Origin of the sequence: Polaribacter sp. BAL334, from assembly GCF_015767435.1 — a bacterium.
Taxonomy (GTDB): domain Bacteria; phylum Bacteroidota; class Bacteroidia; order Flavobacteriales; family Flavobacteriaceae; genus Polaribacter.
In genome coordinates, this window is record NZ_JADWOV010000233.1 from 45,339 (window position 1) to 58,739 (window position 13,401).

Genomic DNA, 13,401 nt, shown 5'->3' on the forward strand with positions numbered 1-13,401 from the left:
TAATTAATTTATGAGAATAATGGAAAAAAATTTTGAAACTAGCTTCACTGGTTGGGCGTTTATTTTAGCAGCTGTTCTGCTTTGGTTTGGTTGGGCTTTGTCTCCACATCATATTGGAGAATACATAGTTGCATCGGATTTCACAAAAATTGGTGAAAGTGTTTGGTATTGGATTTGGATGTATCGTATTCATATTTTTGGATGGGTTACTATGGGAATTTCAATGTTTGCTTTACTATCGTTAACATCAGGTAGACCTTATCGAGTGGTGGTGTTTCCGGGAATAGGAATGGTCATTGTAGGAACTTTTACCTTAGCGATTGCCAATGCTTTTTATTACAACTTTGGTGCTTGGGGCGTTGGTAAAACAGCAGGATTAAATCCGGAGGAAGTCACTGTTTTTATGGATAGTATTTTATCAACCAATCAATATGTGACTTGTTTTTTACGTTTTGGTAGAATTTTCTCAGGAGTTGGATTGGTACTATTAGGTTATGCATTTATAAAATGGAAACTACTAAGTGCTTGGTTAGGATGGTTTACAATGATATTAGGATTTTTGGCTATGGGAATCATTTTATCAATTCCTGATAATTTTGAAATTTATAAACCTGTTTTTCATATTAAAGTTTTATGGTTAATGACTATGGGAACTTTTTTAATAACAAAAGGAATTCACTTGCCAACTACAAAATCATAAGAAATTTCATCAATTAAAAAAGGCAACAAGAATCTAAATTTTTGTTGCCTTTTTTTTGCTTTACTATAAAGGATCTTGATACTAGTGTCTTAAATATGATTACATATTTCGTCGATATTGACCACCCACTTCAAAAAGCGCTTCTGTAATTTGTCCTAAAGAACAAATTTTGGTAGCTTCCATCAGTTTTTCAAACAAATTTTTATTTTGGATGGCAGCTTCTTGGAGTATATCAAGTTGCTTTTGACTTTCTGAATGATAACTTTTTTGCAGATTTTCTTTTGTTTTGATCTGATATTGTTTTTCAGTTTCAGTAGCTCTGATGACTTCTGCAGGCAACACTGTTGGAGAACCTTTTGAACTCAAAAAGGTATTTACGCCAATAATTGGAAACTCGCCATTGTGTTTCAACGTTTCGTAATACAAACTTTCTTCCTGAATTTTGGAACGCTGATACATGGTTTCCATCGCTCCTAAAACGCCTCCTCTTTCTGTAATTCTGTCAAATTCTTGCAACACAGCTTCTTCTACCAAATCTGTCAATTCTTCAATAATGAATGCTCCTTGAATGGGATTTTCATTTTTTGTCAAACCCAATTCTTTATTGATAATCAACTGAATAGCCATAGCTCTTCGTACAGATTCTTCTGTTGGAGTGGTAATTGCTTCATCATACGCATTTGTGTGAAGCGAATTGCAATTGTCATAAATCGCATACAAAGCCTGCAAAGTTGTTCTGATATCATTAAAATCAATTTCTTGTGCGTGCAAAGAACGACCTGAAGTTTGAATGTGGTATTTCAACATTTGCGCTCTGGAATTGGCTCCGTACTTATTTTTGAGCGCTTTTGCCCAAATTTTTCGAGCAACTCTTCCAATGACTGCATATTCTGGATCAATTCCGTTTGAAAAGAAAAACGACAAATTCGGACCAAAATCATTGATATTCATTCCTCTGGACAAATAATATTCCACGTATGTAAATCCGTTTGCCAATGTCAATGCCAATTGTGTAATTGGATTGGCACCAGCTTCTGCAATATGATAGCCAGAAATGGATACAGAATAAAAATTACGAACCTGATTTTCAATAAAATATTCTTGCACATCTCCCATCAAACGCAAGGCAAATTCTGTTGAAAAAATGCAGGTATTTTGTGCTTGATCTTCTTTTAAAATATCTGCTTGCACTGTTCCTCTAACTTGTGATAAGGTCTCATTTTTGATTTTTTGATACACTTCTGATGGCAATACCAAATCTCCAGTAACACCCAAAAGCAACAATCCCAAACCGTTATTTCCTTCAGGCAAATCTCCTTGATATTGTGGTCTTTCTAATTTTTTATCATCATACAAAGCTTTCAACTTTTCTTCAACAAGATGTTCTAATTGATTCTCTTTGATGTATTTTTCACAATTTTGATCAATGGCAGCATTCATAAAAAAGCCCAATAACATAGGTGCAGGGCCATTAATTGTCATAGAAACAGAGGTCATTGCATGACTCAAATCAAAACCAGAATACAGTTTTTTGGCATCATCCAAACAACAAATTGAAACACCTGCATTTCCTATTTTCCCATAAATATCAGGTCTTTTTCCAGGGTCATTTCCATATAAAGTAACCGAATCAAAAGCGGTTGAGAGTCGTTTTGCATCCAATCCCAAACTCACATAATGAAAACGTCTATTGGTTCTTTCTGGACCACCTTCGCCTGCAAACATTCTTGTTGGGTCTTCTCCAGTTCTTTTAAATGGGTATAAACCAGCTGTGTATGGAAATTCTCCAGGTACATTTTCTTGTAAATTCCAGCGTAAAATATCTCCCCAAGCACCATATTTTGGCAAGGCAACTTTTGGAATATCAGAATGAGACAATGATTTTGTATGAGTTTCAATATTGATTTCCTTGTCACGAACTTTAAACGTATAAACAGGATTTTTATACAATTGCATTTTTGCGGACCAGCCCACAATAATTTCCCAATTGAAAGGATTCAAATGCAGTTTTACTTTTTCGAATTGAGCAAGTAATAATTTGATAAACTCTTTGTCATCTCGAGCGCAGTCGAGAGACAGAATCTCATCAGCATTCAAACCAGTTTTGGTAATTTGAATTTCGATATTTGTAATAGAAAGAATCGTTTGATAAATGCCATATAATTTTTGAGCCACCAAAACTTGCTCATCTACTTTATGGTCATAAGAACGATTATTTTCCGCAATTTCTGATAAATATCGAACTCTATTTGGCGGAATGACATAGATTTTTTCAGACATTTCTTTGGTGATTTTCATGTCCGATTTCAAATTAGTCCCAGTTTTTTCCACCAATTTATCCATCACAGCTTTGTACAAAGAATTCATCCCAGGATCATTAAATTGCGAAGCAATAGTACCAAAAATAGGCAAATCGTCCATAGGAATATCCCATAAATTGTGATTGCGAACGAATTGTTTTTTCACATCACGTAACGCATCCAAAGCACCTCTTTTGTCAAATTTATTGATGGCAACCAAATCTGCAAAATCCAACATATCAATCTTTTCTAACTGTGTTGCAGCACCAAATTCGGGCGTCATCACATACAAAGAAGTGTCAGAATGTTCAATAATTTCGGTGTCAGATTGTCCAATTCCAGAGGTTTCTAAAATTATCAAATCAAATTCAGCTGCTTTCAGTACTTGAATGGCTTCATTCACATATTTTGACAAAGCCAAATTAGATTGACGTGTTGCCAAAGAACGCATATAAACCCTTGAATTATTGATGGCATTCATGCGAATTCTATCGCCCAAAAGTGCACCACCTGTTTTTCTTTTTGAAGGGTCAACAGAGATAATTCCAATGCTTTTTTCTGGAAAATCAATTATAAATCTTCGAACTAATTCATCAACTAAAGAAGATTTTCCTGCACCTCCTGTACCAGTGATTCCAAGAACGGGAGAAGAAGCTCCTTTCAAACTCCCCAAAGAGGAGGAATTCCAATCTATTTGAAAAATTTTATCAAACGCTTCATGATTGTTTTCTGCCAAAGAAATTAATCTTGCAATGGTGTTTACATTTTTGTTTTTTAAGTTTTCTAAAACTTTATCACTCCCTAATTCCAATAACCAATCACCATCTTCATTACAAACTTTTCCAGCATCAGTTCCTTTCCCTTTGGGAAGGGTTAGGGATGGGCTTTCGGCTTTCATTACCAAATCATTTATCATCCCTTGTAAACCTAATTCTCTACCATCATCAGGAGCATAAATTCTGGTAATTCCATATTCCATCAATTCTTTGATTTCTGAAGGAAGAATAACACCTCCACCACCACCAAAAATTTTGATGTGTCCAGCACCTTTTTCTTGCAATAAATCATACATATATTTGAAATATTCCATATGTCCTCCTTGATATGAAGTCATGGCAATCGCATTCGCATCCTCTTGAATAGCGCAATTCACCACTTCTTCCACACTTCTATCATGACCTAAATGAATGACTTCTACTCCAGTAGCTTGAATAATTCTGCGCATGATATTGATGGCTGCATCATGACCGTCAAATAAGGAAGCTGCAGTAACAATTCTGATTTTATGTTGAGGTTTGTAAGGTTGTATTTGTTCCATTCGTAAAAAAAGCTTGATTTTAGGTGTGCAATTTACAGAATTTTCAAAAAAATATTACAATTATTATTGATTGCTAACTGTTAATTCTTTTGTAAAGCGATTCAGAGATATTTTTATTTTCAGATTGTTTCCGTACTTTTAGGATGTATTTAATCAATCATTTTCATCTTTAAATGGCATGCTTATTGATGAATTTTAAAATACATAAATACTGTTTTATTTGTAACAAATGACTGTAAATTAAACTTAATATATCATGAAAAAAATAATATTATTACTAGCAGTTGTTCTTTTGGGCGCATGTAGCTCTATAAAAGTAACTACAGATTACGATACACAAGTTGATTTTTCTAAATACAAAACTTTTGCATTCTTCAAACCAAGCATTGACAAAGTTGATATTTCTGATTTGGATAAAAAGCGAATTTTAAGAGCTTTAGAAACAGCCTTGTTAGCACAAGGATTTACAAAATCAGAAAATCCTGACATGTTGGTTAGTTTCTTTACAAAATCAAGAGAAAGAGTTGATGTAAATCAAAACAATGTTGGTTTTGGCTGGGGCTGGGGTTGGGGCTGGAATCCTTGGATGATGAATGGAGGTATGAACAATGTGAATATTTCTCAATTTACTGAAGGAACTTTATTTGTTGATTTTATCGATAAAGAAAAGAAAGAATTGATTTGGCAAGGAATTGGAACTGGAGCTTTACGAAATGAAAACAGAGATAAAAAAGAAATAAGAATCAATGAATTTGTAAAAGAAATTGTTTCAAGATTTCCTCCAGAGAAAAAGCAGTAATATTTAAAATGCTCATTTGAGCGTTTTTTTATGGTTTCATAGTATTTTTGACTGAAATACCAATTTAATAAAATAGTTCCATAGAAACATAAAACTCAAAAAGTGAAAAAAATACTTCTAATTTTAATTTTAGCTACAGGAAATGTAGGGCATGCTCAATTTCAAAAATTGTTTGATAAGATAAAAGGAAATACGGGATTGTCTCAGGAACAAATAGGTAATGGACTCAAGCAAGCATTGGACAATGGCATCAAAAATCAAGTAACAAAACTAACGGCTCAAGACGGATTTTATAAAAATGAATTGGTGAAAATTTTAATTCCTGATGAATTAAAAGCTGTAGACAAAGGATTGCGAAGAATTGGCATGGGGAATTTGGTTGATGAAGGCATCAAAGTTTTAAACAGAGCAGCTGAGGATGCTGTCAAAACTGCCACACCAATTTTTGTGAATGCGGTTAAAGAAATTACATTCAATGATGCTAAAAATATTTTATTGGGAGAAAAAAATGCAGCAACAATGTATTTAGAAACTAAAACTCAGCAAGATTTATATCAAAGTTTTATGCCTGTTGTAGAGCAATCTTTTTCTAAAGTAGAGGCAGATAAAATATGGAATCAGTTAATTTCAAAATACAATACCATTCCTTTTGTGAAAAAAGTGAATCCAAATTTGACAGATTATGTTACCAATCAAGCTTTGAAAGGCGTTTTTACGATGATTGCTGTTGAAGAAGATGGAATCCGTGAAAAAGTAGGTTTGAGAGATACAGCATTATTAAAACAAGTTTTTGCACTACAAGATAAAAAGTAAGTTGTCATTTTAATAACTGTTTTTTATAAAATATTTTAAATAAAAAAAACTCCGAAACTAAGTTTCGGAGTTTTTTTATCTTAATGACATCAATGAATTAAAATCCAGCAGATTTTACAGTTTTGATGATTCTTCCTGCAATTTTATATGGATCACCATTTGAAGCTGGTCTTCTGTCTTCTAACCAACCTTTCCATCCTTTTTGAACAGTGATGATTGGGATTCTGATAGATGCTCCTCTGTCAGAAACACCATAAGCAAAATCATGAATAGAAGCAGTTTCGTGTTTCCCTGTCAAACGTTGATCGTTAAATTCACCATAAACAGCAATATGTTCTTTTACAACTGGTCTGAAAGCCTCACAGATTTTTTCATACACTTCACGTGAGCCACAAGTTCTCAATGTTGAGTTAGAGAAGTTTGCATGCATTCCTGATCCATTCCAATCCATATCTTTTCCTAATGGTTTTGGGTGATATTCAATATACCATCCATATTTTTCAGTCAATCTGTCTAATAAATAACGAGCAACCCAAATTTCGTCACCTGCTTTTTTAGCACCTTTTGCAAATAATTGGAATTCCCATTGACCTGAAGCAACCTCTTGATTGATTCCTTCAAAGTTTAAACCTGCATCAATACAAAGATTTGCATGTTCTTCCACCATAGCTCTTCCATGAGTATTTAACCCTCCTACAGAACAATAATACATTCCTTGTGGAGCTGGATAGCCTCCAATTGGGAATCCTAAAGGTAATAAGGTTTTCTTGTCCATGATAAAGTATTCCTGCTCAAAACCAAACCAAAAATCATCATCTTCATCATCGATAGTAGCTCTACCATTAGAAACGTGTGGAGTTCCATCAGGATTTAAAACTTCTGTCATTACTAAATAACCATTTATTCTTGCTGGATCTGGATAAATTGCAACTGGTTTTAACAAACAGTCAGAAGAACCCCCTTCAGCTTGTCTTGTTGAAGAACCATCAAAAGACCACATTCCTAATTCTTCAATAGTTCCTTGAAAGTTTTCATGCTCTTCAACTTTGGTTTTACTTCTCATATTTTGAGTTGGATAATATCCATCTAACCAAATGTATTCTAATTTAATTTTTGCCATAGTAAATTATTCTATAAGTTAATTAAGGTAACAAAAATCAAATATTTTAGCTAGATATCAAAAAAAATAGGGGTAAAAATTTGATAATCAATTAAAAATAATTTTATCCCTAATTTTTATAGGGTATATTTGCATAAAGAATAAAATTTACTATTTAAAAATCATATTATGTCAACAATTAGATTTGCTGCATTACAAGAAAGTCGCAATAGAACAGCGCTAAAAATTGAAGAGAAAGAAAAAAGATCGGCATTGTTTGGAAAAAATGTTTTCAACAAACATGCTATGCAACAGTATCTTACGAAATCTGCCTACGAAAGTGTGATGAATGCTATCGAAAAAGGAACACAAATAGACCGTAAAATTGCTGATCAAGTGGCTGTTAGTATGAAAGATTGGGCAATTTCAAAAGGAGCTACTCATTATACACATTGGTTTCAGCCTTTGACAGGTGCCACTGCAGAAAAACACGATGCCTTTTTTGAATCTATCAACGGAAGTTTGGCAATGGAAAAATTTGATGGTGAGCAATTAGTGCAACAAGAACCTGATGCATCAAGTTTTCCAAGTGGTGGTATCAGAAATACTTTTGAAGCAAGAGGTTATACTGCTTGGGATCCAACTTCGCCAGCGTTTATTTTTGAAACTACGTTATGTATTCCAACCATTTTTGTGGCATATACTGGTGAAGCTTTAGATAACAAAACGCCTTTATTAAGAGCTTTACAAGCCATTGATATTCACGCAACAGCAGTTTGTAAATATTTTGATAAAAATGCTACTAAAGTCAATGCTACTTTGGGCTGGGAACAAGAATATTTTTTGATTGATGATGCGTTGGCTCAATCAAGACACGATATTTTAATGACAGGAAGAACTTTGTTGGGACATACGCCTGCAAAAGGGCAACAATTGGATGATCATTATTTTGGAAGTATTCCATTAAGAGCCATGAATTTTATGCGCGATTTAGAGCAAGAATCTATGTTGTTAGGAATTCCTGTAAAAACAAGACATAATGAAGTGGCACCCAATCAGTTTGAATTAGCACCTATTTTTGAAGAGGTAAATTTGGCTGTTGACCACAATTCTTTGTTGATGGATGTGATGGGGAAAATCGCTAGAAGACATCATTTTAAAGTGTTATTTCACGAAAAACCATTTGCAGGAATCAATGGTTCTGGAAAGCATAATAATTGGTCTTTGTCAACTTCTGACGGAACAAATTTGTTGAGTCCTGGAAAAACTCCCATGAAAAATTTACAGTTTTTGACGTTTTTTGTGAATACTATCAAAGCAGTGTATGAAAACGAGGAATTATTGCGTGCTTCCATAGCCTCTGCAAGTAATGACTATAGATTAGGAGCCAATGAAGCGCCTCCAGCAATCATGTCCGTTTTTATTGGAACGCAACTTTCAAATGTCTTAGATGAGTTGGAAAATGTAACTATAGGGAAATTATCTCCGGAAGAAAAAACCGATTTAAAATTGAATATTATTGGTAAAATTCCTGAAATTTTATTGGATAATACTGACAGAAATAGAACTTCGCCTTTTGCTTTTACAGGAAATAAATTTGAATTTAGAGCTGTAGGTTCTTGGGCAAATTGCGCCATTCCAATGACTATTTTAAATACCATTGTTGCCAAACAATTGAAAGATTTTAAAAAGGAAGTGGATATTTTGATCGATGATAAAAATCTCAAAAAAGACGAAGCTATTTTTAATGTATTGAGAGAATACATTAAAGAGTGTAAAAAAATACGTTTTGAAGGTGATGGATATAGCGAATCTTGGGAGAAAGAAGCCAAAAAAAGAGGGTTGTCAAATAATAAGACAACACCTGAGGCACTTAAAATAAAGATTTCTAAAAAAGTGATTGATTTATTTCAAGAAATGGAAGTCATGAACAGCATAGAAATGGAAGCGCGTTATGAAATTGAATTGGAAGAATATACCAAACGCTTGCAAATAGAAAGTCGTGTTTTGGGTGATATTGCCCGAAATCACATTGTTCCTGTGGCTATCAAATATCAAAATACCTTGTTGGAAAATACCAAGAATTTGAAAGAAATCTTTGGAGAGGATTTTAAAAAAATCGCCAAAGAACAAATCGAACTCATCATGATTATTTCCAATCACATCACTGAAATCAATGCGCTTTCTTTGCAAATGGTAGAAGCTCGAAAAATAGCCAATTTATTGCATGGCGCAAAATCTGCGGACGCTTATTGCAAAACTGTGAAACCATTTTTCGATCAAATTCGATATCATTGTGACAAACTGGAAACCATGGTTGATGACGGTTTGTGGCCATTAACAAAATATAGAGAATTATTGTTTACAAGATAATAGAAAACATCCTACTTTTCAGTAGGATTTTTTTTGTAAAAGAGTAAATTTGCAAACGCACAAATCCATATTTATGAGTCAAGAAGTTTCAAAAAGATACGCACAAAGAGGTGTTTCTGCCGCAAAAGAAGATGTTCACAATGCCATCAAAAACATTGATAAAGGTCTTTTTCCAAAAGCTTTTTGCAAAATTGTTCCTGATTATTTAACCAATGATGATGATTTTTGTTTGATTATGCACGCAGATGGCGCAGGCACAAAATCTTCTTTGGCTTACATGTATTGGAAAGAAACTGGTGATATATCCGTTTGGAAAGGCATTGCGCAAGATGCTTTAATCATGAATATTGACGATTTAATTTGTGTTGGTGCTACAGATAATATCATGCTTTCATCTACCATTGGAAGAAATAAAAGTTTGATTCCTGGAGAGGTTTTATCTGCAATTATTAATGGAACTGAAGAATTGATTGGCGAGTTGAAAAAGTTTGGTGTAACCATTCATTCCACTGGAGGAGAAACTGCAGATGTGGGCGATTTGGTTCGCACAATTATTGTTGATTCCACAGTTACTGCAAGAATGAAACGTGCTAATGTGATTGACAATTCGAATATAAAAGCGGGTGATGTCATAGTTGGTTTGGCATCTTTTGGACAAGCAACTTATGAAAATCAATACAATGGAGGTATGGGTTCAAACGGATTGACTTCTGCAAGACATGATGTTTTTCATAAGTATTTAGCCGAAAAATATCCAGAAAGTTTTGATGCAGCAGTTCCTGAAGATTTGGTGTATGCTGGAAATATAAAACTAACTGATTCCGTTGAAAATTCCACAATTGATGCTGGAAAATTGGTATTGTCGCCCACAAGAACCTATGCACCAATCATCAAAGAAATTTTATCAAAATACAACTCAGAAAGCATTCATGGAATGATTCATTGTTCTGGTGGTGCACAAACTAAAATTTTGCATTTCGTTGACAATCTGCATATTATCAAAGATAATTTATTTCCAATTCCACCTTTATTCAAGTTGATTCAAGAGCAATCAAAAACGGACTGGAAAGAAATGTATCAAGTATTCAATTGCGGTCACAGAATGGAATTGTATGTTTCTCCTGAAATTGCCAGTGATATTATTGCGATTTCAAAATCCTTTCATGTGGATGCGCAAATTGTAGGTCGTGTTGAAGATTTTAATTCTGATGAAAATCAGAACCTAACTAAAAAACTGACAATTAAAAGTGAATTTGGGGTTTTTGAGTATTAGTATTTTTTGAAATCTATAACTTATCAACTTTTTCTTGTTGATAAGTTTTAAAATGCTGATATTTAGTTATCTATATAAAAGTCAATGATTTTTATGATAAATATCATGTTTTGCAAATCATATTTTAAGGAAATTTCACATGCAAAAAAACAACCTCAAAAACGTATTTTATCATGTCAATTTCAGAGACTTCTTCGATCAAAAAAACATCAAAAATTACCCGAGAATCAGCCTTAAAAGCAGCATTGATTTATTTTAAAAACGATGAGTTAGCAGCATCAGTTTGGTTGAATAAATATGCATTAAAAGATTCAGAAGGGACCATTTATGAAAGTTCTCCTGATGACATGCACCACAGAATTGCCAAAGAAATCGCAAGAATTGAAAAAAAATATCCAAATTCACTTTCAGAAAAGGAAATATTCGATGTGATTAAAAATTTCAAATACATTGTTCCTCAAGGAAGTCCAATGGCTGGTATTGGAAATCCTTTTCAAATTGCCTCACTTTCCAATTGTTTTGTCATCGGAAATAATGGAGAATCAGATTCTTATGGAGGCATTTTAAAAATTGATCAAGAGCAAGTGCAATTGATGAAAAGAAGAGGTGGAGTTGGGCATGATTTGTCTCATATTCGTCCAAAAGGATCGCCTGTAAAAAATTCTGCTTTGACTTCCACAGGTATTGTTCCTTTTATGGAACGCTATTCAAATTCCACAAGAGAAGTGGCACAAGATGGCAGACGTGGAGCGTTAATGTTGTCAGTTTCTATCAATCATCCTGATGCTGAAGATTTTATTGATGCAAAATTAGAACAAGGCAAAGTTACTGGCGCAAATGTATCTGTAAAAATTGATGACGAGTTTATGAAAGCTGTAAAATCAGATTCAAAATACATTCAAAAATATCCTGTTTTTAGCAAAATTCCAGTGTTTCAAAAAGAAATAGAAGCATCCAAAATTTGGAAAAAAATAGTACACAATGCTTGGAAATCTGCTGAACCTGGAATTTTATTTTGGGATACTATTATCAAAGAATCAGTTCCAGATTGTTATTCAGATGTTGGTTATAAGACAGTTTCCACAAATCCATGTGGCGAAATTCCTTTGTGTCCTTATGATTCTTGTCGTTTATTGGCCATCAATTTATATTCGTATGTAACTCATCCTTTTGAAGAAAAAGCCAGTTTTGATTTTCCATTGTTCAAAAAACACGTTGAAATTGCCCAAAGAATGATGGACGATATTATTGATTTGGAATTGGAAAAAATCGACAAAATTCTAGAAAAAATAGATCAAGATCCAGAGGAAGATGTAGTAAAAGCCGTTGAAAAACAATTGTGGCTCAACATCAGACAAAAAGCTTATGAAGGCAGAAGAACAGGAATTGGCATCACTGCTGAAGGGGATATGTTGGCTGCTTTGGGTTTGCGATATGGAAGTGAAAAGGGCAATCAATTTGCCACAGAAATTCATAAAACATTGGCGGTTGAAACCTACAGAGCTTCTGTAAATTTGGCCAAAGAACGAGGTTCATTTTCGATTTTTGATGCTGATAAAGAAAAAAACAATCCATTTATTCTTCGTTTAAAAGAGGCTGATTCTCAATTGTATTACGAAATGTTGGAACATGGCAGAAGAAATATTGCTTTGCTCACCATTGCGCCAACAGGAACCACCAGTTTGATGACACAAACTTCTTCGGGAATTGAGCCGGTTTTTATGCCTGTTTACAAGCGTAGAAAAAAAGTAAATCCAAATGATAAAAATGTAAAAGTTGATTTTGTAGATGAAATTGGAGATTCTTGGGAAGAATTTGTGGTGTTTCATCACAAATTTAAAAAGTGGATGGAAGTCAATCAAATAGATACCAATCGAAATTTTACACAAGAAGAAATTGACGATTTAGTAAAAAAATCGCCTTATTATAAAGCAACTTCCAATGATATTGATTGGCTAAGCAAAGTAACCATGCAAGGTGCCATTCAAAAATGGGTAGATCATTCCATTAGTGTGACCATCAATTTACCCAATGATGTTACTGAAGAATTGGTTGGGGAATTGTATTTGAAAGCATGGGAAGTTGGTTGTAAAGGAGTGACTGTTTATAGAGATGGTTCACGTTCTGGGGTTTTGATTTCGAATGATGAAAAAAAAGAAGAAACAATTGGAATTTTTCCTGTAAAACGTCCTCAAATTTTAGAAGCTGATGTGGTTCGTTTTCAAAATCAAAAGGAGAAATGGATTGCTTTGGTTGGTTTGGTTGAAAACAAACCCTATGAAATTTTTACAGGATTGTTGGATGATGAAAACGGAATTGTCATTCCACAATGGGTTGAAAAAGGCTTGATTGTTAAAAATTATGATGAAGATGGACAATCTAGATATGATTTTCAATATCAAAATAAATTGGGTTATAAAACCATTATTGAAGGATTGTCCTATAAATTCAATCCTGAATTTTGGAATTATGCCAAATTAATTTCAGGAATTATGCGTCATGGAATGCCCATTCACAAAGTGATTGAATTGATAAATACCTTGCATTTTGATAACAATTCCATCAATACTTGGAAAAGTGGTGTTCAAAGAACTTTAAAAAGATATGTTGAAGATGGTGTTGTTGCCAAAGGTCAAACCTGCGAAAATTGCCATTCAAAAGCATTGATTTATCAAGAAGGCTGCTTGACTTGCAAAGATTGTGGCTCGTCTAAATGTGGTTAGAAT

8 protein-coding genes are annotated in these 13,401 nt (G+C 33.7%); 6 read left to right on the forward strand and 2 right to left on the reverse strand.

What is annotated here, in order from left to right; translation table 11 throughout:
* The first annotated feature begins 19 nt into the window (after positions 1-19).
* A complete protein-coding gene (locus tag IU405_RS03260; protein ID WP_197437180.1) occupies positions 20-700 on the forward strand; it encodes a hypothetical protein in 681 nt (226 codons plus the stop codon).
* A gap of 99 nt (positions 701-799) precedes the next feature.
* Here IU405_RS03260 and IU405_RS03265 read toward each other — a convergent pair whose 3' ends face one another.
* Complete coding sequence (locus IU405_RS03265; RefSeq protein ID WP_197437181.1) at positions 800-4,318, reverse strand: methylmalonyl-CoA mutase family protein; 3,519 nt, start codon at positions 4,316-4,318, stop codon at positions 800-802.
* Positions 4,319-4,574: 256 nt separating this feature from the next.
* Here IU405_RS03265 and IU405_RS03270 point away from each other — a divergent pair, with 256 nt between their 5' ends.
* On the forward strand, positions 4,575-5,117 hold the full coding sequence (locus IU405_RS03270) for a DUF4136 domain-containing protein (protein WP_197437182.1): 543 nt from the start codon (positions 4,575-4,577) through the stop codon (positions 5,115-5,117).
* Positions 5,118-5,219: 102 nt separating this feature from the next.
* Positions 5,220-5,930 (forward strand): DUF4197 domain-containing protein, encoded by a 711-nt coding sequence (locus IU405_RS03275; RefSeq protein WP_197437183.1) that lies wholly within the window; start codon positions 5,220-5,222, stop codon positions 5,928-5,930.
* 97 nt (positions 5,931-6,027) lie between these two features.
* Here the strand turns inward: IU405_RS03275 and IU405_RS03280 are convergent, their stop codons facing one another.
* Positions 6,028-7,050 carry a glutamine synthetase beta-grasp domain-containing protein gene (locus IU405_RS03280; protein WP_197437184.1) on the reverse strand — a complete coding sequence of 341 codons (1,023 nt, stop codon included), beginning with the start codon at positions 7,048-7,050 and terminating at the stop codon, positions 6,028-6,030.
* A gap of 168 nt (positions 7,051-7,218) precedes the next feature.
* On the opposite strand from IU405_RS03280, the gene IU405_RS03285 reads away from it, so the two are divergent.
* The 3 genes from IU405_RS03285 to IU405_RS03295 all read left to right on the forward strand — a co-directional run bounded on the left by IU405_RS03285 (position 7,219) and on the right by IU405_RS03295 (position 13,398).
* Positions 7,219-9,402: a glutamine synthetase III gene (locus IU405_RS03285; RefSeq protein WP_197437185.1), complete on the forward strand. Its 2,184-nt coding sequence runs from the start codon at positions 7,219-7,221 to the stop codon at positions 9,400-9,402.
* A 73-nt stretch (positions 9,403-9,475) separates the two neighbouring features.
* Positions 9,476-10,675, forward strand: coding sequence for an AIR synthase related protein (locus tag IU405_RS03290; RefSeq protein WP_197437186.1), 1,200 nt, complete (start codon positions 9,476-9,478; stop codon positions 10,673-10,675).
* Positions 10,676-10,848: 173 nt separating this feature from the next.
* A complete protein-coding gene (locus IU405_RS03295; protein WP_197437187.1) occupies positions 10,849-13,398 on the forward strand; it encodes an adenosylcobalamin-dependent ribonucleoside-diphosphate reductase in 2,550 nt (849 codons plus the stop codon).
* The last annotated feature ends 3 nt before the right edge of the window (positions 13,399-13,401 follow it).

What these genes read in the sequence shown, in the direction of transcription:
- IU405_RS03295 (WP_197437187.1), top strand. Translation starts at nt 10,849, where the DNA reads ATGTCAATTTCAGAGACTTCTTCGATCAAAAAAACATCAAAAATTACC.
- IU405_RS03265 (WP_197437181.1), bottom strand. Translation starts at nt 4,318, where the DNA reads ATGGAACAAATACAACCTTACAAACCTCAACATAAAATCAGAATTGTT.
- IU405_RS03260 (WP_197437180.1), top strand. Translation starts at nt 20, where the DNA reads ATGGAAAAAAATTTTGAAACTAGCTTCACTGGTTGGGCGTTTATTTTA.
- IU405_RS03290 (WP_197437186.1), top strand. Translation starts at nt 9,476, where the DNA reads ATGAGTCAAGAAGTTTCAAAAAGATACGCACAAAGAGGTGTTTCTGCC.
- IU405_RS03280 (WP_197437184.1), bottom strand. Translation starts at nt 7,050, where the DNA reads ATGGCAAAAATTAAATTAGAATACATTTGGTTAGATGGATATTATCCA.
- IU405_RS03270 (WP_197437182.1), top strand. Translation starts at nt 4,575, where the DNA reads ATGAAAAAAATAATATTATTACTAGCAGTTGTTCTTTTGGGCGCATGT.
- IU405_RS03285 (WP_197437185.1), top strand. Translation starts at nt 7,219, where the DNA reads ATGTCAACAATTAGATTTGCTGCATTACAAGAAAGTCGCAATAGAACA.